Origin of the sequence: Pseudomonas sp. MWU318, assembly GCF_016756945.1 — a bacterium.
Classification (GTDB): Bacteria; Pseudomonadota; Gammaproteobacteria; order Pseudomonadales; family Pseudomonadaceae; genus Aquipseudomonas; species Aquipseudomonas putida_A.
Map to the genome: position 1 here is coordinate 1 of NZ_JAESJL010000018.1, position 24,901 is coordinate 24,901.

Genomic DNA, 24,901 nt, shown 5'->3' on the forward strand with positions numbered 1-24,901 from the left:
AGAACCCCTGTCTGCTAACGCAGACAGGGGTTTTGTCGTTTCAGGGCTTCCGAATATCAGGCCGTTTTGCGAGCGTTGCTGATACGTCGGGCTTGCCACTTACGCCACCAGATATAGACGCCAGTCCCTGACAGCACCGCGATCACAACACCCAATACCGCGATCAGCACCTGCCCGGTAAAGCCTATGATCCGTCCGCCATGTATTGGTAACTGCAATCGATAAAACCGCTCCCCCAATGTCCCTTTTACAGCGATTTCCTGCCCCAATAATCGTCCGTCCGTGCCGTGAAAGAACAACCAGGATTTTCCATGCGCTTGAGTGTCATGTTGCCCAAATCCTGCACCGTAGAAGTTGTACTCGAAGCTGTAATACAACTCTCCGATCGCCACTGTCAGTCCTAGTCTTTTCCCCTCCTGCAATGCCCTTTCGTACGCCTGTTGATAACTCAACCGCGTCATCCCCAAATCGGAAGGAGGCATTCGTCCTCGGGCTTCATAAACGCTGGGCTCAATCGGCGAGAACAACGACACCGTCGGTTTGAACACCTGACTCGGCAAATTCATCGCGACACTGCTGACCGCAATCGGTAGCAACAACAACCACAGCCATAATCCCCCTGCACGATGCAGGTCGAAGTTGAGCCGGTAAGCGTGCCCGCCCTTGATTTTCCAGGCCATCGCCCATTTCTTCCAGAACGGCTTGCCACGAGGAAATGTCAGCCACAAGGCGATAAAGCAATCGATCACCCAGGCGCAGGCAACGAACCCCATCAACCACAAGCCCCAGTTTCCGGGCAGCGTCAGGTTGAAATGAAACTCAAGAATGAACGGAATGAAGTTCTCCCGGGAAAAGCAGCACTCGCCCCAGTAACGTTGGCCTTTCTGCTCGGCACTCACCGGGTCCAGGTAGAACACTTGATTGCGCTCATCAAATGGCTTGCCCGTCGCCGGATCGTTACGCGGAACAGCTGCCAATAACGCGGTATGTCCCAATTTGTCCGGATACTCCATGTACCAGACCTGCAGCTTCGGATGCGTGGTTTGCATAGCATCGACCAACACCCCTGGAGGCAATCGCTGACCCTCGGCGGAGGCCGCATAGAATTGCGGATTCAGCCACTCATCCAGCTCATGATGGAACGCCAGAATGCTCCCGGTGATCCCGGCCAGCAGTAAAAACACCGCCGTCGCCAGGCCGATGTAGCGATGCAACAACACCAATAATGCGCGCATGAAATTTCCCCACAAAGACGCCAAAGCCAGCCCCCGAGAAATCAGGGGCTGGCTTTTTTATGCAATAGGCAAAGGTTTAGAACTGGTAGCTGACCGTGGCGGCGAGGTTGCGTTCTTCGCCCATGTAGCAGAAGTTCAGACTCGCGCAGGAGGCTACGTAGGATTCATTGGTCAGGTTGTTCGCGTTCAGGCGCACGTCGACGCCCTTCAAGCCGACCTTGCCCAGGTCATAACCGATGGATGCGTCGAACAAGGTGTAGGCAGGTACCTTCAGCGTGTTTTCCGCATCCGCCCAGCTGTAACCGACATAACGCACACCACCGCCCAGGCGCAGGCCGTCGAGTGCGGCACTGTCGAATTTGTAGTCGGCCCACAACGAGGCCATGTGCCGCGGTGCCTGAGTTGGCGAGTTGCCTTTGTTCTCGATCACATCGGTCGGCGTGCTCAAGGTGCTGACCATCGACTTCGAGTACTCGATATCGGTGAAGGTGTAGCTGCCGAGTACTTTCAGGTTGTCGGTCAACTGCATGTGCGCCTCCAGCTCCAGGCCTTGCGAGCGGACAGCGCCTACCGCGCGGTAGAAGTTTTCCTGCGGCAGTTTGGTTGCCAGATTCTCTTGATCGATGCGGAACAGCGACGCGGTGAACAGGTTGTCGGTACCTGGCGGCTGATACTTCAAGCCGATTTCCCACTGCGTGCCATCGGTCGGAGGCAGAGGATTACCGGCGCTGTCGGCATACGAGTTCGGGTTAAACGACTCGGAATAGCTGATGTACGGCGCCAGGCCGTTATCGAACAGATACAACGCACCAGCGCGGCCGGTCAGTTTGGTGCGGCGGTCGTTGATTTCCGTGCCCACCGGACGGCCCGCTTCGGCGATACGGTTCTCATCCGACGTCTCGACCCAGTCCTGACGCAGACCCAGCGAGAAACGCCACTGGTCCATCTCGATCAGGTCTTGCAGGTAGACCCCGGTCTGCTCCAGGCGCCGCAGGTAACCGGTGTCGCCGTACATATCGATCGCCGAGTTGCCATAGACCGGGTTGAACGCATTGATCGGCGCCAGACCACCACTGGTCCAGTCGACCACCGTCTTGCGTCGTTGATAATCTGCGCCCATCAACACGGTGTGCTTGGTAGCCCCGGTAAAGAATTCGGCCTGCAGCATGTTGTCGACGATGAACGCATGCAGACGTTCATCGCCGCCGGTGTAGTAGCGGTTAAGTTCGTTGCTGGTTGGTGTCGTCCAGCCATAGGCGTAAACCTGATCCATGTTCACTTTGGAGTCGAGGTAACGGAAGTTCTGCCGCGCTGTGAAGACATCGTTGAAGCGATGTTCGAACTGATAGCCGAACGACTGCTGATCCCGCGAATACCCATCAACCCCCGGCTCGCCCTCGAAGAAGTGCGGCGAGATGCGGTTGCCGTTGCGCTGATGAATCGTCCCGTCCGCCGGCACGCCGCCGTGGTAGCCGCCATCCGGATCATGTTGCAGATACGCCTGCAGCGTCAGCGAGGTGTCTTCAGTGAAATCGATACTCAGGGTCGGGGCGAGGGCGAAGCGTTTTTCCTTGTTGTGGTCGAATTGTGTGTCGGACTGATCCGTCAAACCGGTCAGACGATAGGCAATGCGCTTGTCGTCATCGACCGGACCGCTGAAGTCAAAACCGACCCAGCGCTGACCTTGGGTACCGACCGTGGCCTGAACCTGATGATAGGCCTCGTACAACGGCTTTTTGCTGGTCAGCGCCACCAGTCCCCCGGGCGAACTGCGACCGTACAACACCGACGATGGGCCTTTGAGAATATCCACGCGCTCAAGGAAATACGGATCGACCTGCATGGTGCTGTAGGTCCCGCTGTCACCCATCGACTTGAGACCGTCGAGGTAAATATTGTCCACCGAGCCATCGTTGAAGCCGCGCATCGCCACATAGTCGTAGCGATGGGTCGCCCCGTAAGGGTTGGTCAGCACGCCGGGGGTATAACGCATCGCCTGGGACACGGTCTGCGAGCCTTGGTCATCCATTTGCTCGCGGGTGACCACGGACACGCTTTGCGAAGTTTCCAGCAACGCAGTACTGGTCTTGGTGGCGATCTGGCTGTGGGTGGCGTTATAGCCTTCCATGCTGCCGAGTGCGTTGCCGAGGGCGAAACCTTTGATATCGGTGGTTGGCAGTGCCAGCGCATCGGTTTCACTGACAGGACGCAGGACGTAGCTGCTGCCGTCCTGGCTGACTGCTTCCAGGCCCGAACCGCTGAGCAAATGGCTCAACGCCTGATCAGTTGAATATTCGCCCTGTACGCCCGGAGACTGTTGTCCCTGCGTTTGCTGCGGAGTCATCGCCAGGGTAATGCCGGCCTGACGGGCAAACTGGTTCAGCGCTTCGCCCAGCGGGCCGGCGCCGATGCTGTAGCGATGACTGCTCGCTTCACTGGCAGGGGCGGCGAGGCTCAGCCCGGGCAGCGCACCGGCACCCAGAACGGTGGACAGCAGGGCGGCGCGAACGGCGTGGCGCAGCAGGCCCGATTCGGCAGTGAAATTCAGCGGTTTCTTACAGGTGAGGCGGACAGTCATTGTCGGTTTCCGTGGCAAGTCGCAAAGGCTGAGTTGAAGTGCTTACTGACCAAGCCGGACTTGTCGCGAAAACCCGCCAAAATAATTTCAGGCCACTGCTTCCAGCGTGACCCACCATCGGGTGCGATAACGCAATTGCACCGGCAGGGTCTGCGGCAGGATGGCCAGCAGCTTGTCGGTGTCCTCCAGACGGAACACTCCGGACAGGCGCAAGTCCGCCACCTGCGGCGCACACGTTACGAAGCCCTGCCGATAACGCCCGACCTCGTTGAGAAAATCGCCCAGGCGCATGTTGCGAGTGACGATCAAACCGTCGACCCACGCGCCGACGTCCATATCCAGTGGCGGTGCCGGGCGCACCTGATGGTGATCAATCAGATAGGTCTGCCCGGCGAGTGCCTCGACGGAGGTTGCGCCGCTGCGGATGGCGACGCTCCCTGAGCTGACAGTGAGCCGCGTGCAATCGCTGTCCTGACGCAGGATGAAGCGGGCCTTTATCGGCTCATAAATGCCATGACGACTTTGCACGCGAAGTGGCCGGTTGAAAGCCGCGCCTTCATCGTTACCGCCGCATGTGACGATGATTTCGCCGCGAGTGAGTTTGATCAGCCGCTGCTGCGCGGTGTAGTCCAGATCCACTGCGCTGGCAGTGTTCAGCTCGATCCGCGTGCCGTCGGGCAACTGGAACCCGCGACGCTCCCCGGTCGCCGTAGCGTAATCAGCGCGCCACTGCTGCCACACGGAGGTGTCCTTGGCCAGCCATGCCGCGGAGCCCATCAGCACCGCGCCAGACAGCAGCTTCAAGGCTTGTCGCCGGCCCAGCCCTTGCGCACTGTTTTCCAGCGTATTGAACGCCACCTGGGCGCCGGGCACTGCGCGCAGGTTATGGCTCAATTCCGCCTGCAGCGACTGCACGCGCTGCCAGGCCAGTTCATGTTCATGATGTTCGGCGCGCCACGCGTCGCACTGATGACTCAGGCGCGCATTGCCATGGTTGTTACGCAGCCGCAGCAACCAGTGGATGGCTTGCTTGACCACCTGTTGCTGCGGCTCGGCGCGGCGCGTGACTGAGTTGTTATCCACAGGCATCAACTTGCGTACCGCAACACGTAGCAGTGATACAGCGCATCGGCGACGTAACGTTCGACTGAACGCAGTGACAAGCCCATCTGCGCGGCGATCTGCTTGTGGGTCAAACCTTCGCACTGCGCCAGCAGAAACGCCTGACGCACTTTCGGTCGCAAGCCTTCAAGCATGCGCGCGATGCTCTCGAGCAACTCGATTACCAGCGCGCGGGTTTCGGCGCTTGGGGTTTCGGCTTCGGGCAAATGGGCGATGGTTTCGAGATAGGCGCGTTCGATTTCTTCACGACGCCAATGATCGATCACCAGGCCACGGGCGATGGTGCGTAAAAATGCGCGAGGCGCCTTGAGTTCCAGGCGTTCGCTGCGCTGCAACAGGCGGACGAAGGTGTCCTGGGCCAGATCCGCGGCATCTGCGGCATTGCCCAGCCGCGCCCGCAGCCAGGCGTTGAGCCAGCCGTGATGACTCCTGTAAAGCGCCTGCACTGCAAACTCAGGTGAGGACATGAACGCGACAGCCCGAACGTCACAAATGATAATTAGTCGCATTTTTATCAGGGGCTGCGAATTTTGCAACCTCTGCTCGGAGATCCAGCAAAAAAACTTCGTGGCGAACGCTCTGGCACGCCGTTCGGCGGGAATCTGACAGAAATGCAGGCCATTTCCCACGCAGCCCTAAGATTTCCGTGAATGGTGCCGACAGACTGGTGAGACATGCGTGCACCAAAGTAGAGCGGCCGTCAGAACGCCGCCTGCGCTGTACATGGAATGTTGCATCCCGGAACGCATCCCCACTTTTGCATAAGAAGTCCCATGAAATGAATCTCAAGTTCAGCCATAAAATCCTGTTGGCCGCCTCGGGCGTCGTGGTCCTGGCTTTCGCTTTGTTCACCCTCTACAACGACTATCTGCAGCGCAACACCATTGCCCAGAACCTCCAGTCGTCCGTACAGCAGGCCGGCGATCTGACCGCCAGCAGCGTGCAGAACTGGATGAGCGGGCGGATCCTGGTGCTGGAAAACCTCGCGCAAAACGTTGCCCATCAGGGCAAGGACGCCGACTTCCCGGGGCTGGTCGATCAACCGGCCTTCACCTCGAACTTCCAGTTCACCTACGTCGGTCAGGCCAACGGAGTGTTCACCCAGCGCCCTGACGCGAAGATGCCCGACGGCTACGACCCGCGTCAGCGCCCTTGGTACAAGCAGGCCGTGGTCGCCAACAAAACCATGTTGACCCCGCCATACATGGCGGCGGTCGGTGGTCTGGTCGTGACCATCGCCATGCCGGTGAAAAAGAATGGCGAACTGCTGGGTGTGGTCGGCGGTGACCTGAGCCTGGAAACACTGGTGAAGATCATCAACTCGGTGGACTTCGGTGGCCTCGGCCACGCATTCCTGGTCAGCGGTGATGGTCAAGTGATCGTCAGCCCGGACAAAGACCAGGTGATGAAAAACCTCAAGGACATCTACCCGAACGCCGGTGTGCGCATCGAGAAGGGCAACCAGAACGTGGTGCTCAACGGCCAGGAACGCATCCTGTCGTTCACCCCGGTCAGTGGTTTGCCGAATGCCGACTGGTACATCGGGCTGTCGATCGATCGTGACAAGGCCTACGCCGCCCTCAGCCAATTCCGTACTTCGGCGCTGATTGCGATGTTCGTCGCAGTTGCTGCGATTGCGCTGCTGCTGAGCCTGCTGATCAACGTCCTGATGCGTCCGCTGACCACCATGGGCCGCGCGATGCAGGACATCGCTCAAGGCGAAGGCGACCTGACCCGGCGTCTGGTCGTGGCAGGCAAGGATGAGTTCGCTGAACTGGGCAGCTCGTTCAACCAGTTCGTCGAGCGTATTCACGCGTCGATTTCCGAAGTGTCGTCGGCTACCCGTCACGTGCACGACCTGTCGCAACGGGTAATGGCCTCGTCCAACGCCTCGATCATCGGTTCCGACGAACAAAGCGCTCGCACCAACAGTGTCGCCGCAGCGATCAACCAGTTGGGCGCCGCCACTCAGGAAATCGCCCGCAACGCCGCCGATGCTTCGCAGCACGCCAGCGGCGCGAGCGAGCAGGCCGATGACGGTCGTCAGGTGGTCGAGCAGACCATTCAGGCGATGACCGAGCTGTCGCAGAAGATCAGCCTGTCATGCACCCAGATTGAAACCCTGAATGCCAGCACCGACAACATCGGCCACATCCTCGATGTGATCAAAGGCATCTCGCAGCAGACCAACCTGCTGGCGCTCAACGCGGCCATCGAAGCGGCCCGTGCCGGTGAAGCCGGACGCGGTTTTGCGGTGGTGGCGGACGAAGTGCGCAACCTCGCGCATCGCACCCAGGAATCGGCGGAAGAGATCCACAAAATGATCACCTCCCTGCAGGTCGGTTCGCGTGAAGCGGTGACCACCATGAACGCCAGTCAGGCGTCCAGCGAAGAGAGCGTTGAAGTGGCCAATCAGGCCGGCCTGCGTCTGGTCAGCGTGACCCAGCGCATCGGCGAAATCGACGGCATGAACCAGTCGGTGGCCGCGGCGACTGAAGAGCAGACCGCAGTGGTGGAAACCCTCAACGTCGACGTCAATCAGATCAACCTGCTGAACCAGCAGAGCGTCGCCAACCTCCATGAAACGTTGAAGGATTGTGATGCGTTGTCGCAGCAGGCGAATCGCCTGAAGCAGTTGGTCGACAGCTTCAAGATCTGACATCAAGCAGACCGCGTTATCGTTCATCGCGGGCAAGCCCGCTCCCACAGGATTTCTGGCGAACACAACATCTGTGACCGACCTGGAACCTGTGGGAGCTGGCTTGCCAGCGATAGTGGCGGTGCAATCACCGCCAAACTGAAGCCTTACACAAACAGCTTCAGCACATTCCCCATCGCATCATCGGCGAACCCCTGCACGAAATCCTTGAACCCCGGCAGCACCTCCTCCCCACCTGAAGCCGGCTCGGCAATGATCGTCCAGGTCGCCCGCGACTTGCCCGCCCCCAAAGATTCCACGTTCATCGCCGCCCACAAATTCGCCACGCCCAGCGTGTTGTAGATCGTGGTCCAGGTCATGGCGCGCGCCTGCTCATCGTGTGAGTTGAGTTGTTCGACCACCACGTTACCGTCCTTGAAGAATTTCTTGCGCAGCGAAGACACGCCGTCGCCGGTCATTTCGATGTGCGACAGCGCCGGAATGAATCGGTCGAAGCCTGCGAAATTGCCGACCATCGCCCAGACCTGCGCCGCGTCCGCCGGCACTTCCACCGAAGACACAACGTGGCAGCCGTGCGGGTTTTTGATCAGGGTGTCGGGTTGCAGATTGCTCATGGTGTTGCTCCTCTTTGGGTGAACTAGATGAAGTTGATCTGTTTCAGGTAATCGCAGCCACGACGCAGCAGCGCCGGGGATTTTTCCGGGTAATGCGCGCCCATCTGTTGCACGCCGGCTTCAGCGTTGGCGTGGCCGATCAGGGAGATGTCGCCGATGTCCTCCTCGAAGCCGTTGAGGTAGAAACCGAGCACGCCGAACAGCGCGTTGTCGGCATCGACCCGGCCCAGTTGCTGTTGCCAGTCGGCGACGCTGACCAGCGAGAACTCGCTGCCGGTTTCGCGGAACGAGGCGACGTAGGCATCCCAACTCAGCGGTTCGGGGTTGTGCAGGTTGAACACCGCACGCTCGGTCGAATAACGGCTGGCGTGGAAGGCGATGAACCGAGCCAGAAAGTCCACCGGCATCAGGTCGAAATTCAGCGCGAAGGCCGGTACCTGGCCGAGCTGGATTGAGCCCTTGAGCATCAGCATCAAACGGTTTTTGTGCGGCTGGCAGACGCCGCTCAGGCTGTTGAAACTGATGTTCCCGGGGCGATACAGATTGACCCACACCCCACGCTCGCGCGCCCGTTCGAGGACGCGCTCGCCGACCCACTTCGACAGGTTGTAGCCGTTGCGGATGTAGATCGGCGGGGTCGGCGCGGCGGGCAATTCGAGCACTCGGCCTTCGCCGTCGACGGTGCTGGAAGCGGACAGCGTCGAGACAAAGTTGAAGACCTTTTTGCTGCGCCCTTCACACAGGCGCAGCAGCTCGAAAATCGGCTCGACGTTATCCGCTGCCAGCGACTCGTAATCGAGTACGTGGTTGACGTTGGCGGCGTTGTGCACCAGTGCGCCGAACTCGCGATCCAGGCGCTGATAATCGTCATCGGCCAGACCCAGTTGCGGGCGGGTGAGGTCCGCGGAGTAGATCCGCACCCGGCTCAAATCGAGATGCTCGAGACGGTTCTCGCGCAATGCCTGAGCAAAACGCTGCGCCGCCGTTTGCCCGCCACCGTCGCGCACCAGACACGCCACTTCGCTGGCGCCCCAACCGAGCAGCGCTTCGACGATGTGCACGCCGACAAAGCTGTTGGCGCCGGTGACGATCACCTTGTGCACATCGCCCAGGCGACTGATCGGCAGCGGCTCGATGTTCAGCGGGCGCTCGGCGTCGGCCATGGCTTGGGCGCTAAGCACCGCGCTGTCGTCGGTACCGCGCACCAGCGTCGCGAGTTTGCTGATGGTCGGCAGTTCGATGAAGCGGTTGATCGAGATGCTGCGCCCGAATTCCTCACGCAAACGCAGCAACATCCGCGACAGCAGAATCGAATGCCCACCGAGATTGAAGAAGCTTTCGTCGGTGGAAATATCGCTGCTCGGCAGCTCCAGCAGTTCTGCCCAGATCTCCAGCAGCAGCGCTTCGTCAGCGTTTGCCGGCAGGCATTTCGGGCCACTGTCCTGCACGCTGACCGGCAGCTCCAGCAACGCCTTGCGGTCGACCTTGCCGTTGCTGGCGAACGGCATCTGCGCCAGTTCAGTCCATGCCACTGGTTGCATGTAGTCCGGCAGAAACTGCTGGGCATGCGCCTTCAACGCATCGCGAGCGGCGTCCGATTGCGGCTGCGCAAGGAACGCCAGAATCCGCCGCTGGCTGTCGATCACCACCGCCACCTGACGGTACAACTGGCTCTCGCGCAGGCAGCGCTCGATCTCTTCCGGCTCGACCCGGAAGCCACGGATCTTTACCTGATTATCGCGCCGTCCACACAGCTCGATGCCGTGTTCGCCCCACTTGGCCATGTCGCCGCTGCGGTAGGCGCGCAAGTTCTCACCGTGCGGCAGTTGCAGGGTCAGATAACGCTCTGCGGTCTGCTGCGGATTGTTCAAGTAACCGAGGCAAACGCCGGGGCCGACGATGAACAATTCGCCGACGGTGTTCTCCGGCACCGGTTGCAAGTCGTCATCGAGAATCAGCACCTGACTGTTGGCAATCGGTGCGCCAAGAGTGCGGTTGCTGTCACCCGGTTTGAGCTGGCGAGCGGTAATCAGCACCGTCGCTTCGGTGGGGCCGTAGAGGTTGTGCAGCTTGCCCTGACGGGTCAGTTGCTCGATGACGAATGGCTCGCAGACGTCGCCGCCGGTCATCACTTCCACGCCTTGCAGTTGCTCCAGCGGCAGGATGCTCAGCAGCGCTGGCGGCAGAAACGCGTGGGTCAGTTGCCGGCGGCGGATCAGCGCTACCAGTTGCAGTGGATCGCGGCGCTGGGTGTCGTCGGGCACCACCAGTTCGGCGCCCTGCAGCAGTGTCGGAAAGATATCGATCAGCGATGAGTCGAAGCTCAGCGAAGAGAACTGCAAGACCCGGCTTTCGGCGCGCAACTGCACGTAATCGGCGTACCACGCGGTGAAGTGCGCGAGGTTCGCCTGGCTCAGGAGCACGCCCTTTGGATGGCCGGTGGTGCCGGAGGTGTAGAGCGCCATGCACGGTGCTTCAAGCATCGGCCGCTGACGGATCAACGGCAGGTCGAGATCCGCGTCCGCGCTGTCGATACGACTGACATCCAGCCTCGGCATCGACTCACCGAGCGGATGCTCGCCGTCGTGCAACAACAACACCGCGCCGGCGTTTTGCAGGATGTATTGCTGGCGCTGCAACGGATGGCTCGGCTCCAGCGGCAGATACACTGCGCCACTGCCGAGCACCGCCAGAATCGAGGCGAACAGCGCCGGGCTTTTCGGCTGGCAGATACCCACGATCCACGGCTGCGGATGCTGCTCTAGCAGTGGCTGCAGACGTTGCTGGATCGCACGGCTATGCGCGTGCAACTGGCGGTAGCTGAGCGAGTGCTCGGCCAGGTGCAGCGCCGGTCGCTCGGCGTGTTCGATCAGGCTGCGTTGCAGGCGTTCGATCAACGGCGTCTGCGCCTGTTGCAACAATGCCGGATGCGTCGTGTCGTTGAGGCGATGGACGTAAGCCAGGCTGTCGAGAAACCGCAGGTCTTCCACCTGTTCGAAGTCCGGCGCCATGGCCGGCACTGCCTGCTGCAAATACTCGGCATCGCGGGAGAAACGGCTGACCAGCAGCGCGACTTCGTCTACCACATGCGTCAGCACTCGCTGGCGCAGTGCTTGACCATTGCCGGACGGCTCATCACCAATCGGCACACGGCTGATCAGTGACGAGCCGAGGAAGCACAGCAGGTCGAGCGTCGGCAAACCGCCAAGGCCCGGCGACCCAATACCCAGGCGCAGATGCAGGTGCGGGATGGCGCAGAAATCGCCGGCGCCGATGAAGCCATCGTCGATGATCAGGTCTACCGGCGATTGCGCCGCGCCGCTGCGCCGCAAGGAGTGGCCGTGTTGTTCGAGTTCCTGCGCCAGGTCAGTCATGGCCTGGCTGGCGCCAATCAATAAAATGTCGAGACGTCTCATGTCGGCCTCCTCATCAAACCAGATAGTCACGCAGGGCGTGCTGCACGCAGGGCGTGTCGAGCAGCGAGCTGCTGTGGAAAAAGCGCACGATGTTGCCCACCAGCGGATGGTGGCGATTGATCGGGAACGCCAGCCCGGCCATCTCGTCCCTGAGCAAACGGCGCACTGCCTCGCTGACCGGCAAGGCGTCGATCAGGCGCAGATCGAAGGACTTCTGGATGTCGTTGGTCAGGTAATGGCCGATGAACACCGGCAGGATCTGCGCGATGGTTTCCCGGTCCGCGTCATTGGCGGTGTGCCAATAGATGCGCACCATGCGCGCCCAGAAGCTGGAATGCCGGCCCTCGTCGAGCAAGTGATCGGCCATCAGCCCTTTGATCGATGGCTTGACCGTATCGTCCCGGGCGAACGCGGCGACGTCACCAGTCACGGTGTTCTCGGCGATGGCCACGCAGATCAGCTCCACCGCGCTGCGCAGGTGTTCGGGCGCCAGTGCCACAGCGGCAGGAATTGCCCGGCTCAATTCGATTTCAGTGGGCAGTTCGATCGGCTCGATGCCGGTCATGGCCACGGTCTGCTGCATGAAATCCATCGCCACCAGTGCGTGGTAATCCTCGTCCACCACCACGGTCATGGCGTCGTAGCGACAGGCGAACGGGAAGGGTACGGCGAAGCGATTCTTGGCGATGGCGCGGGCGGTCTGGTCGACGATTTCGGTTTCGAAAATCACCACGTCGTTGATGAACTTGTACAGCGTCTGCACCAGGGCGAAATCACGCTGCTGCGGGCACTCACGCAGGAAGGTTTCGCTGAGCACCAGCGGCTGACGGCTCAACGGATAGATCAGGCGCTCATCGTCTTCCAGAACACGCCGTGGCCGGGTGCGGATGGTGGCGCGGGTTTCCCAGGCGTCGGCGAAAGATTGGTAGTCGGCGGCGTTCATCGGGCCACCTCCGCCAAAGGTTCACGCATGCTCAGACGCAGGCCGTCCCACAGGGCGATGCGGCTTTCCACCGCCGCGATGGCGCTGGCATAGACCTCGACTTTGCGTTGCGGATCGCCATCGACCAGACGCTCAAGCAGTTGCTCTGCTGCCGGACCGTGATCTTCGGAGTCGACCTCGATGTGGCGCTCCAGGTAATAGCGAAAGGTCGGCGCCTGTTCGATGCCGATCCCCCAATCATCGAGGATGCGCTGGAACATCGGCGGGATCACGCTTTCGCGGCCATGCAGGAACGCGGCGGCGACGCTGTGGCCTGGCGCATGCAGCGCGGTGTGCAGTGTCTCGCGAACAAATTTTGCCGCTGCCGGATGAACCTCAACGCTTTGCAGAGCGACGTCGTAACTCACGCCTTCCTGTTGCAGCGCGACAAAACGTTCGACCGCCGTGGTGCTCGCACCGACTTCACGCATGGCGTCCAGGTACAGCTCGAAATGGCTGTAATGGCCGTGAGCGGGACGGTCGTCGGACTCTTCGCCAAGCACGATCTCGTTGATCAGCCGCGCAGCATGCGGGTCGCGTGGCGGCAGCCATGGCAGGCGGGTGCAGGTCAGTTCCTGCTGCAGGCGTTTGGTCAGCGACATGAAGTCCCACACGGCGAAGACATGGGATTCCATGAACCGGCGCAGTACTGATAACGAATCGATTTCAGTGAAGATCGGGTGAACGCTCAATTGAGCTTTTTTCAGGGCGAGTTTTTCTTTAGTTGGCATCATGGCGAACCTCGGTGTTATTGGAATAGAGAGAGTTGCTCGTTCAGTGCATCAACAAGGACTTTATAAATTTGAAATGTTTTCTATTGGCGAACGCGGGCCTCATTCGTATTAATGAAATTTTGCAAAGTGCATGAAAGGCTCTCGGCCATGCGTTGGCTACTATTTGCCAGAGCTATTGGCTGACTGCAGAGCTGCGCCGTATTTGCGGGGAGAACCTGCTCGGCGAGGAAAAGCTAATACATCGTCAAATAACTTAACAAGTTTATTTTTAATTATTTTTAGTTGTATGTTTTTCAAGTATGAGTCGGTCCGGTAAAACTTTTGGTTTAAGTTTTACTTGGGCGTAGTTGCTCCTTTCGGCAAATAATGGCCAAAATTGAATACAAGAGTGAATGCCTCACTCAAAGCAACTTTAAGAAGCGAAAAATTGATGTGATGTATAGGAATGAAAGTGGGCCGGAAACGGCGCCGTAACTTCCTTTTATCCCGTGGCAAGGCTCCTTCCGTAGGTTCCTGGTGCGGGGACTGCGCCGGCGGTGCGGTGCGTCGCCCGTTCTTCATGGGTTGGCCGTTAAAGAGTGCGGGTAAATTGGCGGGACGGCTATGACCGATTCGTCCGCAGCGAACTGCAATGCCGGGCTTATTGGGCGCTGGGAGGTTAGAGCGAAGAGGCGGATCCGCCACCGGGATTTGCGGCAGACCGTAGAGGGGATTTGTAAGCGGGTTATTCGCCGGTCAGCTGCGAGGGCCTGAGACCGGCGTGGAGAGCATCAGCGAACGGCCTTGCGGTTTTGTCCGGCAGGGCTGGCGAGAAAGCGGGTGATGACCTCGACGCCACGGTTGAGGTGATGCGTGAGCAACTTCACCGACAGTTCGACATCGCGCTCGATCACGGCCTGGAGCATGGCGCGGTGATCTTCCTGGGACAGTTTGCCCAGGCCCATGGCTTCGAGGTTGAAACGCAGAAAGCGCTCCTCCTCGTTGAGGCCGTCTTCGACCAGCCGCAGCAGACGCTTATTCGGTGCCTTGCTGTACAGGGCCATGTGGAACAGGCGATTGAGCCGACCGATTTCGCTGTAATCGTGCTGGGTTTCGAGTTCTTCGATATAGCCGGCGGCGTGCGCATGATCGGCGCTGGTCAGCAGCGGGATCGACTGGCGCATGGCTTCGGATTCGAGGAGGATCCGCAACTCGTAGGTCTCGGTGGCGTCGCCCTGAATCAGCGGGGCAACCACGGCGCCCTTGTGGGTGGTGACGCTCAGCAGCTCCTGCGCTTCGAGCTGGCGCAGAGCCTCGCGCACCGGCATGCGACTGACCCCGAACAGGTCGGCCAGGTCCTGCTGGCGCAGGGCGGTGCCGCACGGCAAGCGACCGTCGAGGATCGCCGAGCGCAGGGTCTCTTCGATGATCGAGCGGGCAAGGTGTGCGGGAATCGGCCCATCGACTTTGATGCTGTGCAGCGGTTTGGGCTTCTGTGTCACAACTACTCACCCTGAATGACGACGGAATTTGGATCCAAAGACACTAGTGATTGCTCTACAGGTTGTCAAACCATGTAAAGGATTGCTGTCCTGAATGAAGTTTAGCGCGATGGCGATGATCTCATGGTGCCATTGTTTTTTACCGGGCTAAGCTTCACCATCAAACGCTTTCCTTCCTGCCCCCTGGAAACCTGCTGTGGCGGTACGTTTCGCGATCCCCCGGACTCTGCGCTGGCTAGGCTGCGCACTGTTGCTGGCCGGCGTCATGCTGGGCGGCCTGCATGCCGATTGGGATTTTTCCGCAATCAGCCGCAAAGCCACGGCGCTGTACGGCCCGTTGGGTGCCGGGCAGCAGCGGATCGATGCGTGGCAGAACCTGCTGGCCACGCAGAAACAGGTCAGCGAGATGGAAAAGCTCAAAGTGGTGAACCTGTTTTTCAACAAACAGGTGCGTTATGTAGAAGATATCGATCTGTGGGGGCAGGTCGATTATTGGGAGACGCCCATCGAAGCGTTGTGGAAAGGCGCCGGCGATTGCGAAGACTACGCGATCGCCAAGTATTTCAGCCTGCGCCATCTCGGGGTCTCCAGTGACAAGCTGCGCATCACCTACGTCAAGGCACTGCGCCAGAATCGCGCACACATGGTGCTGACTTACTACGCCACCCCCGATGCCATGCCGCTGGTGCTCGACAGCCTGATCGATCCGATTCAGCCTGCGTCCCAGCGAACCGATTTGCTGCCGGTCTACTCTTTCAATGCTGAAGGTCTGTACCTGCCGGGAGCCAAGGGCAACAAAAAGGTCGGTGACACCAAACGCCTGTCGCGCTGGCAGGATGTGCTGAAGAAAATGCAGGCCGAAGGTTTCCCGGTCGAAACGACTAACTAGGAGCACGCGCTCAGATGTCTTTGTTCAAACAGCTGTTGATCGCTATCTGTCTGTTCCTGGTGGTCGCCTTCACCGGCAGCTTCATGGTCAGTCTGGAGAGCTCGCGCACCCAGTACGTCAACCAGCTGCGCTCCCATGCCCAGGATGCCGCCACGGCGCTGGCGTTGTCGCTGACGCCGAATATCGACGACCCGGCGATGGTCGAGCTGCTGGTCAGCTCGATTTTCGACAGCGGCTATTACGCGAGCATCCGCGTGGTCGATCTCAAGACCGACAAGACCATCGTCGAGCGCAGCGGGATTCCGGCGGTGAGCAATGTGCCTGACTGGTTCGTCAAGCTGATCGGCCTGGAGCCTGCCGGTGGCGACGCATTGGTCAGCCGTGGCTGGGAGCAGGCGGCGCGGGTCGAGGTGGTCAGCCACCCGATGTTTGCCGTGGCCAAGCTGTGGCAGAGCGCGTTGGGCAGCCTCGGCTGGCTGCTGCTGTGTGGCGCGGTCAGCGCGGTGCTCGGTGCGTTGCTGTTGCGCCGGCAATTGCGCCCGCTGGATTACATGGTCAAACAATCCCACGCCATCGCCCGCCGCGAATTCCTCAGCCTGCCGGAGTTGCCGCGTACCCCTGAACTGCGGCGCGTGGTGCAGGCGATGAACCAGATGGTCGAGAAGCTCAAGGCGCTGTTCCAGGAGCAGGCCGAGCGCAGCGAAAAACTGCGCGCCGAGTCTTATCAGGACAACCTCACGGGGCTTGCCAACCGGCGCTATTTCGAGATGCAACTGCACAACCGCGTGAGCAACCCGGAGCAGGCCAGTTCCGGTTACCTGCTGCTGTTGCGGGTCAAGGACCTGGCCGGGCTCAATCAGCGTCTGGGCGGTCAGCGCACCGATGAATTGTTGAAAGCCGTCGGCGAGCAACTGTCCCGCGAATGCGCCAAATACCCGGAAACCCAAAACCTCGTCACCCGGATTCGCGGCGGTGAATTCGCCGTGCTGGCACCGGGACTGGTGCGCGAAGAAGCGCTGCAACTGGCGCAGAATCTCGACAGCGCATTGAGCAGCCTGCATGCCACTGGCGCAACCGATGTGCCGGCCGTGGCCTCCATCGGCCTCGCTCCGTTTGCTCACGGCGATTCACCGCAAGCGGTACTGACCTTGGGCGATCAGGCGCTGGCGCAGGCCGAGGGACAGGGCGAGCAGAACTGGGCGTGCATCGATCAGAGCCTGGTGGCGGACGTCGGTGACGATCACCATGCCTGGCATCGCTTGCTCGATCAGGCGCTGAATCAGCAGCGTTTCGAGCTGTACTTCCAACCGGTGGTGGCCGCTCAGGACACGCAATTGGTGCTGCATTACAAAGTGCTTTCGCGCTTGCTGGATGAGCAGGGCCAGACCATCCCGGCCGGGCGTTTCCTGCCGTGGCTCGAGCGTTTTGGCTGGACCGCGCGACTCGACCGTCTGATGCTCGAGCGCGTGCTGGAGCAAATGAAGGCGCATGAAGATTCGCTGGCGCTGAACCTGTCTTCGGCAACCCTGGCCGATCCGCAGGCGCTGAACAAAGTGTTCGAGATCCTGCGAGCGCACTCCGACCTCGGCGAGCGCCTGACGCTGGAGATCGGCGAGGAGCAATTGCCGGAACAAGCGGTGCTGGAGCAGTTGACCCGGCGTCTGCGTGAACTCGGTTTCTCCCTGAGCCTGCAGCGCTTTGGCGGACGCTTCAGCATGATCGGCAACCTGGCGCGGCTGGGGCTGGCGTACCTGAAGATCGATGGCAGTTACATCCGCGCCATCGATCAGGAGAGTGACAAGCGCCTGTTCATCGAGGCGATCCAGCGAGCGGCGCACAGCATCGATCTGCCGTTGATTGCCGAGCGGGTGGAGACCGAAGGCGAGTTGTCGGTGATTCGCGAGATGGGCTTGTATGGGGTACAGGGGCAGTTGTTTGGTGAGCCCAAGCCCTGGAAGTAAACCATTAGTGCGGCGGCGTCATTGATGCCGTCTTCGCGAGCAGGCTCGCTCCCACATTGGAATGCATTTCAAATGTGGGAGCGAGCCTGCTCGCAAAGGGGCCGTTAAAAATAAAAAAGATCGCAGCCTTCGGCAGCTCCTACAGGGAACGCATTACCTGTAGGAGCTGCCGGAGGCTGCGATCTTTTGCTTTAAATCAGCCCGGTCTCTTCGTCGTCGATCAAGTGGCTCAACCCGCCCAGCGCTTCCCGCGCCTGGGTTCGATCCATCAGCTTGGCCTGCGCCGCTGGCGGCAAGTCGGTGACGCGGATCACGCCTTTCTGGGTCAGCACCTGAATCAGGTCGTCGAGTACCCGAATCATTTCCAGGTCGCTCTGCTTGAGCTGTTTCAGGCTGGTTTCCACCACTTCATTGGCGAACCAGGCCTGGATTTCATGGCTGTCGGCCGGCAGCGTTTCCGTGGCCTCGGCGTAGGCCGCGGCTTCCACGCGAATCAACAGACCTTGCGCATCGCGTTGCACGTAAAACATTGAGCATCCCTCAGAAAGATCCAGCGTCATGCTGTCAGCAGCATAGGCCAACTGCGCGCGAGTATGCGGGGTGGCGACGAAATCGTCACCGCCGAGTTAGTCGCAAACGTGACGGCCGCCCCAAGGGGCGGCCGTTTTGTTCACGCATCAGCTGTTGTTGTGGTCGACCTTGATGGTCGGATCGCTGCCGGCAATCAGGTTGTGAATGTTGGCGCTCGACCAGTTGTTGCCTTCCAGTTTGATCGTCACGTCCGGCGTGGCGGCTGCCGCGTCGCCGGAGTTGAACTTGCCCGCCGAGCTGACTTGCAGCGACGACGTGCCATCAACCGTGGTGATCTTCAGGAAGTTGTCGATGGTGCTGCCGGTTTCACCCTGCAACAGATCGCGCAGGTCGATGCGGTCGCCTTCGTTGGCATTGAAGTCCTTGATCACATCGTTGCCGGTGTCGCCTGCTTTCCAGACGAAGGTGTCGGCACCGGAACCACCGATCAGGATGTCGTTGCCCTGGCCGCCGATCAGCGTGTCGTTGCCGGTGCCGCCGAGCAGGATGTCATTGCCCTTGCCGCCGTCGAGCAGGTCGTTGCCGCCCGAGCCGAACAGGATGTCATTGCCTGCGCCACCCAGCAGCGTGTCGTTGCCGTCATGTGCGCCAGACACATCGAACGCCTGATAGTGCTCGGTGATGTACTGGTGCACGTTGCTGGTGGTGACTTTGCTGACGTCGACCCCGGTCTGCTGCGCCACGAACGCCTGCATCGCCTGATAACCCTCGCCGGCAATGCCGTTGAAGCTCACCAGGTCGCCGAACAGGATGTCGTTGCCGTCGCCACCGCTGACGGTGTCGTTGCCCGGCATCGTCGCTTCGGTATGGCCGATGATCGAGTTGGCCAGATCCTTCGGATCGATGTTGGTCTGTGGCGAGTGATCCGAGTCATACGGTTTCAGGTCGTTGAGGCTGACACCGCTGTTGATACCGATGGCTTCGACATTCGACAGGCCGCTGAGCAAGGCGAAGCTGCTGCTGGAGTTGTCGGTGGTGGCAGTCGTGGTGCTGTTACCAGTACCAGCCAGGCTCGACAGCTCGTAGGTGCCGTCACCCTGAGCGTGAACCGTGCCCAGGTTGGTGGTGGTCCAGCCGCGGCCGTTGTAGGTCTGCAACTGGGCATAACCGCTGGCGGTGATGCTCAGGTAATGCGTGTTGTCGATGTACGTGCTGAAGGTATCGCCCAGCTTGTAGTTGCTGGTTGTCACCACACTGTCGAACTTCACGTTGCCGTACAGCGTCGGGTTGGTCTGCTCGCCGCTCTGGTAGTAGGTCGGCTGGCCGTCGGTGATGAAGTAGGTGAGGTTCTTCGCCCCGGTGTTGGCCAGCGCTTCCGTGCTCTGGAAGAAGTTGGCCGTGGTCTTGAACACGTCTTCGTAGTTGGTGCCGCCGCCGGACGTCATCGAGTCGAGCACGGCTTTGAGCTTGGTCAGCGCGTTCGGGTCGTTGAGGTTCACCGACACCGACTTGTTGACCTGGGTATCGAAGTCCACCAGGAAGATGTTCACCGTACCCGAGTTGCTGCCGCCCAGGCTCTGCTTGAGGGTGTTGAACACCGACGTCAGCGAGTCCTTGGCCGCATTGATCGACGAGGTGCTCATGCTGCCCGAGCTGTCGACCATGAACGCGATGTTGTAGTTGGTGCCCGGCACCACAGTCAGACCGCCGATGTCGGCGACCATGATGTCGTTGCCATCGGTGCCGTTGAAGGTGTCATCGCCAGAGGTGCCGACCACGGCGTTGTACACCGCCGGCACCACGGTGACCGGAATCGTCGCGGTGCTGCTGGCCGAGCCGCCGACCATCTCGGTGGAGGTCGAGGTCACGGTCAGGTTGAACTGGCCGTTGTAGTAGGTCGGCGGGGTCACGGTCAGGCTGCCGAGGTTCCAGCCGGTGACGTTGGCTTCGCCGTTGCTCGCGGTGACAGTAAAGCTGTGGCCATGGCCGTCGGAGAGGACCGAACCCACTGGCGCACCGCTGATCTTCACGCTCAGGGTTTCCGAACCGTCGGTGTCGGTCAGCGCAGTGTTGATCGCCGACAGTTTCACCGTGGTGCCTTCGGCGCCAGTGTTGAGCTTGTAGCCGTCGTAATAGCCTTCGCCGTTGGTACCGTGCAGGTCGGAGACGGTCACGCCGGCGTTCACCAGATCCTGCACGCCGGTGTAGATCGGCACGCCGGCGCTGCTCAGGTCGATCGGCGTGCTGCCGTTGACCGACAGGTTCACGTCATAGCTACCCGGGCCGCTCTGGTTGTGGTGGTAGATGTCCAGGGTGTAGTAGCCGCTGGTGGTCGGGGTGAACGAACCGCTGATCGCACCGCCCGCGCCCCAGGTACCCGACGCCACGCTCTTGCCGCCAATGGTGATCAGCAGGCTGTCGTCAGCCACACCGCTGAAGCTGTAGGTCTTGCCGGCTTCCAGGTAGATCAGGCCCGAAGTTTTCGACGCGGTGCCGGCGGTCACACTGCCGTCCGACTGCACGTTATTCACGTTGGTGCTGGAGTTCGGGGTGCCGGCGCCGTCGATCACGTTTTTCAGGGTGGTCGAGTTCGCGCCGCTGCCGTCGGTGCCCAGGCCCGGCAGGCCGGTCCAGACTTCCTTGACCAGTCCGGTGGACTTCACGCTGTTGTCGGCCACGCTCACGGTCGGTGCATCCGCCACCGGCGTGATGTCGATCTTCACGGTGCCGGTGTTGCCCAGCAGCTGGCCGTCGGTTGGCTGGAACTTGATCTGTGCGTAGTCGGCCTGGTTGTTGCCCATGCCGGTGCCGCCGTAACCGTTGACACCCGATTCGTTGGCATCCGGCATGAAGCGCAGCTTGCCGGCGTCGATGTCAGCCTTGCTGAAGGTCTGGTTGTTGGCGACGTCTTTCCAGGTCGAGCCGTCCAGATACTGCAGTTTGCCTTCGCCCGGCAGCTGGGTGATTTTGATGCCCAGGCTGCTGGCCGGACTGTCGACGTCGGTCACGCCGAAGGTCGACCAGCCGAGGATCAGCGGCGTGTCTTCGGTGCCGGTGACGTTGACCGGAGCCGCAACTGGCGCATCGTTGACCGCCACCACGTTGACCGTGGTGGTCGCGGTGTTGGAGTAGTTGCCGCCATCGGTCACGGTCACGGTGATGATCCGCGGCACGGTGCTCGGGTCTTCACTGCTGTTGGTGAAGCTGATGTTTTTGATGGCCTGCATGTAGTCGGCGAGCGTCGCGTTACCCGACAGGGTCAGGGTCACGGTGCCGTTGGTGCTGTTGGCATTGATGGTGATGCCGTTGACGCTGTTGCCCAGGTTCAGCGCATCGCCGTCCTGACGGTTGGTCAGGACGATGGTCGCGCCGGTCAGCATGGTGCTGTCCGGGTCGGTGATCGTCAGGTCGGTATCGGCAATCGACACGCCAGCGCCCGGGGTGTTTTCGGTGAACGTCACCTTGTAGTCGGCACCGGTGGCGCCGCTGGAGTTGTTGGCATCCAGGTCGATGACCGGTGGCGCATCGTTATCGATGATCGAGGTGCTGACGCTGCCGTTGGTGCTACTGACGGCGAGGTTCTCGAAGTTGCCGCCAGTGGCCGAGTCGATCTTGACCACGAAGTTCTCGGTGCCTTCGGTGATCTTGTCATCGATGGTCGCGACGTTGAACTGCGCGCTGCTGGCGCCCGCCGGGATCTTCACGGTGTACACGCCAGTGAAGTCCGAACCGTCGGCAGCGGTGCCGCTGTAGACGATCTTCAGGGTCACGTCGGTTTGCGCCGGGTGCGTCAGGCTGACGGTGTAGCTGGCGGTCTGGCCTTCGGTCACCGAGGTGCTGCCGGTGATGCTGACGGTGGTGGTGTCGATGGTATCGGCGACGTTGGTCACGGCCGGTGTCGTGCTCGGTACCAGGTTCTCGAAGTTGCCACCGCTGGCGTTGGTGATGGTCGCCTGCACGCTGCCGGCGTCTTTGTAGACGTCGTCAGCCGGAGCCGGAACGGTCACGGTACCCGTGGTTTTGCCGGCGTCGATGGTGATCACCGAGCCGTTGCTCAAAGTCACGGTTACCGGGGAACCGGCGGCGTTGCTCAGGGTGGCGGTGTAGGTGATCTGGCCGCCCTCGTTCACCGCCGGGGTCGCGCTCAGCGACAGGTTGGTGGTGTCGATGGTGTCGGTCACGGTGGTGCTGACCGGCGTCTTGTCGGCAACGAGGTTTTCGTAGTTGCCGCCGGTCACGTTGCTGATCGAGTTGGTCAGTGGAGCGTGGCCGGTCAGCGCGTCATTCGGCGCGATGCTGGTGACGGTGCCGGTAGTTTTACCGATGTCGATAGTGATGGTCTGGCCGTTGGCCAGGGTCACCACGACTGGCGAACCGGTGACTGGCGCACCGACGGTGGCGGTGTAGGTGACGGTGCCACCCTCGGCCACGCTGCCCGTGGCTGTGAGTTTCACGCCAGTGGTGTCGATGGTGTCGGTGACGCTGGTTACGGCTGGCGTGGTGCTTGGCACCAGGTTTTCGAAGCTGCCACCTGTCGCCGACTTGATGGTCGCCTGCACGGTGCCGGCGTCTTTGTAGACGTCGTCCGCTGGAGCCGGAACGGTCACGGTGCCGGTGGTTTTACCGGCGTCGATGGTGATGACTGCGCCGTTGCTCAACGTTACGGTCACTGGCGAACCCGCGGCATTGGTCAGCGTTGCGGTGTAAACAATCGAGCCACCTTCGGCCACGGTGCCGGTCGCGGACAGCGACAGGTTGGTGGTGTCGATGGTGTCGGTCACGGTGGTGCTGACCGGCGTCTTGTCGGCAACGAGGTTCTCGTAGTTGCCGCCGGTCACGTTGGTGATCGAGTTGGTCAACGGTGCGTGGCCGGTCAGCGCGTCATTTGGAGCGATGCTGGTCACGGTGCCGGTGGTTTTGCCGATGTCGATGGTGATGGTCTGGCCATTGGACAGAGTCACCACGACTGGCGAACCAGTGACTGGCGCGCCGACGGTGGCGGTGTAGACGACGTTGCCGCCTTCAGCCGCTGTACCGGTGGCAGACAACTTCACGGTAGTGGTGTCGATGGTATCGGTGACGCTGGTCACGGCCGGTACGGTGCTTGGTACCAGGTTTTCGAAGTTGCCGCCGCTGGCATTGGTGATGGTTGCCTGCACGGTGCCGGCGTCTTTGTAGACGTCATCAGCCGGGGCAGGAACGGTCACGGTGCCAGTGGTTTTACCGGCGTCGATGGTGATCACTGCGCCGTTGCTCAGGGTCACGGTCACTGGCGAACCAGCGGCGTTGGTCAGGGTGGCGGTGTAAATGATCGAACCGCCCTCGGCGACCGTATTAGTGGCGCTCAGGGACAGGTTGGTGGTGTCGACAGTGTCGGTCACGGTGGTGCTGACCGGGGTCTTGTCGGCCACAAGGTTTTCGTAGTTGCCGCCGGTCACGTTAGTGATCGAGTTGGTCAACGGCGCGTGACCGGTCAGCGCATCGTTCGGTGCGATGCTGGTCACGGTGCCGGTGGTTTTGCCGATGTCGATGGTGATGGTCTGACCGTTGGCCAGGGTCACGACGACAGGCGAGCCGGTAACTGGCGCACCAACGGTAGCGGTGTAAGTGACGGTGCCACCTTCGGCCACGGTGCCCGTGGCGGTGAGTTTCACGCCCGTGGTGTCGATGGTGTCGGTGACGCTGGTCACTGCTGGCGTGGTGCTTGGTACCAGGTTCTCGAAGCTGCCACCGGTCGCGGTTTTGATCGTTGCCTGAACAGTGCCGGCGTCTTTGTAGACGTCGTCGGCCGGGGCAGGGACGGTGACGGTACCGGTGGTTTTACCGGCGTCGATGGTGATGACTGCACCGTTGCTCAGCGTCACGGTCACTGGCGAACCAGCGGCGTTGGTCAGCGTTGCGGTGTAAACAATCGAGCCACCCTCGGCCACGGTGCCGGTCGCGCTCAGCGACAGGTTGGTGGTGTCGATGGTGTCGGTGACCGTGGTGCTGACCGGGGTTTTATCGGCCACCAGGTTTTCGTAGTTGCCGCCGCTGACGTTAGTGATCGCGTTGGTCAGCGGCGCGTGGCCGGTCAACACGTCGTTCGGCGCAGTGGTGGTCACGGTACCGGTGGTTTTGCCCACTTCGATGGTGATGTTCTGGCCGTTGGCCAAGGTCACCACAACCGGCGAACCGGTGACCGGCGCACCAACGGTCGCGGTGTAGGTGACGGTACCACCTTCAGCAGCAGACTCGGTCGCGGTCAGTTTGACCGTGGTGGTGTCGATGGTGTCGGTGACGCTGGTCACGGCCGGGGTGTTGCTGGTCACCAGGTTTTCGAAATTGCCGCCAGTCGCGGTCTTGATCGTGGCCTCAACGGTGCCGGCGTCTTTGTAGACGTCATCCGCTGGAGCCGGAACGGTCACGGTGCCGGCGGTTTTGCCCGCGTCGATAGTGATTACTGCGCCGTTGCTCAACGTCACGGTAACCGGCGAACCGGCAGCGTTGGTCAGCGTCGCGGTGTAAACGATCGAGCCGCCTTCGGCCACGGTACCGGTCGCGGACAGCGACAGGTTGGTGGTGTCGACGGTATCGGTGACCGTGGTATTGACCGGGGTCTTGTCGGCCACGAGGTTTTCGTAGTTGCCACCGCTGACGTTGGTGATCGCGTTGGTCAGCGGCGCGTGGCCGGTCAGCGCATCGTTCGGTGCGGTGGTA

Annotated in this window: 13 protein-coding genes and 1 pseudogene; 3 read left to right on the forward strand and 11 right to left on the reverse strand. The window is 60.9% G+C overall.

The window, feature by feature from the left end:
• Positions 1 to 56: 56 nt before the first annotated feature.
• From JN524_RS26890 to JN524_RS26905, 4 genes are all read right to left on the reverse strand, one after another.
• A complete protein-coding gene (locus JN524_RS26890; RefSeq protein WP_202371291.1) occupies positions 57 to 1,235 on the reverse strand; it encodes a PepSY-associated TM helix domain-containing protein in 1,179 nt (392 codons plus the stop codon).
• A 76-nt stretch (positions 1,236 to 1,311) separates the two neighbouring features.
• Entirely contained in the window at positions 1,312 to 3,813 is a 2,502-nt protein-coding gene (locus JN524_RS26895) for a TonB-dependent siderophore receptor (protein ID WP_202371292.1), read from the reverse strand.
• Between the two features lie 87 nt (positions 3,814 to 3,900).
• The gene (locus tag JN524_RS26900) at positions 3,901 to 4,902 is read right to left on the reverse strand and encodes a FecR domain-containing protein (RefSeq protein ID WP_202371293.1); all 1,002 of its coding nucleotides are present in this window, start codon (positions 4,900 to 4,902) and stop codon (positions 3,901 to 3,903) included.
• Complete coding sequence (locus tag JN524_RS26905; RefSeq protein ID WP_098966527.1) at positions 4,902 to 5,402, reverse strand: sigma-70 family RNA polymerase sigma factor; 501 nt, start codon at positions 5,400 to 5,402, stop codon at positions 4,902 to 4,904. Before JN524_RS26905 ends, JN524_RS26900 begins: the two co-directional genes overlap by 1 nt.
• Positions 5,403 to 5,713: 311 nt before the next feature.
• Here JN524_RS26905 and JN524_RS26910 point away from each other — a divergent pair, with 311 nt between their 5' ends.
• Positions 5,714 to 7,594 carry a methyl-accepting chemotaxis protein gene (locus tag JN524_RS26910; RefSeq protein ID WP_202371294.1) on the forward strand — a complete coding sequence of 627 codons (1,881 nt, stop codon included), beginning with the start codon at positions 5,714 to 5,716 and terminating at the stop codon, positions 7,592 to 7,594.
• 146 nt (positions 7,595 to 7,740) lie between these two features.
• Here the strand turns inward: JN524_RS26910 and JN524_RS26915 are convergent, their stop codons facing one another.
• From JN524_RS26915 to JN524_RS26935, 5 genes are all read right to left on the reverse strand, one after another.
• Positions 7,741 to 8,208 (reverse strand): SRPBCC family protein, encoded by a 468-nt coding sequence (locus JN524_RS26915; protein WP_202371295.1) that lies wholly within the window; start codon positions 8,206 to 8,208, stop codon positions 7,741 to 7,743.
• A gap of 23 nt (positions 8,209 to 8,231) precedes the next feature.
• A complete protein-coding gene (locus JN524_RS26920; protein ID WP_202371296.1) occupies positions 8,232 to 11,624 on the reverse strand; it encodes an amino acid adenylation domain-containing protein in 3,393 nt (1,130 codons plus the stop codon).
• A gap of 13 nt (positions 11,625 to 11,637) precedes the next feature.
• Positions 11,638 to 12,567: a diiron oxygenase gene (locus JN524_RS26925; protein WP_202371297.1), complete on the reverse strand. Its 930-nt coding sequence runs from the start codon at positions 12,565 to 12,567 to the stop codon at positions 11,638 to 11,640.
• A complete protein-coding gene (locus JN524_RS26930; protein WP_202371298.1) occupies positions 12,564 to 13,340 on the reverse strand; it encodes a DUF3050 domain-containing protein in 777 nt (258 codons plus the stop codon). The genes JN524_RS26925 and JN524_RS26930 overlap by 4 nt, the downstream gene beginning before the upstream one ends.
• 770 nt (positions 13,341 to 14,110) lie before the next feature.
• A complete protein-coding gene (locus tag JN524_RS26935) occupies positions 14,111 to 14,821 on the reverse strand; it encodes a GntR family transcriptional regulator (protein WP_135294689.1) in 711 nt (236 codons plus the stop codon).
• 196 nt (positions 14,822 to 15,017) lie between these two features.
• Here JN524_RS26935 and lapG point away from each other — a divergent pair, with 196 nt between their 5' ends.
• Together lapG and lapD are read left to right on the forward strand one after the other, a co-directional pair.
• Positions 15,018 to 15,710, forward strand: coding sequence for a cysteine protease LapG (gene lapG, locus JN524_RS26940; RefSeq protein ID WP_007962016.1), 693 nt, complete (start codon positions 15,018 to 15,020; stop codon positions 15,708 to 15,710).
• 14 nt (positions 15,711 to 15,724) lie between these two features.
• On the forward strand, positions 15,725 to 17,671 hold the full coding sequence (lapD, locus tag JN524_RS26945) for a cyclic di-GMP receptor LapD (protein WP_202371299.1): 1,947 nt from the start codon (positions 15,725 to 15,727) through the stop codon (positions 17,669 to 17,671).
• Positions 17,672 to 17,862: 191 nt separating this feature from the next.
• Here lapD and JN524_RS26950 read toward each other — a convergent pair whose 3' ends face one another.
• Positions 17,863 to 18,201: a tryptophan synthase subunit beta gene (locus JN524_RS26950; protein ID WP_098966540.1), complete on the reverse strand. Its 339-nt coding sequence runs from the start codon at positions 18,199 to 18,201 to the stop codon at positions 17,863 to 17,865.
• Positions 18,202 to 18,348: 147 nt separating this feature from the next.
• Positions 18,349 to 24,901 (reverse strand): annotated as a pseudogene (locus tag JN524_RS26955) (LapA family giant adhesin); the annotation flags it as partial.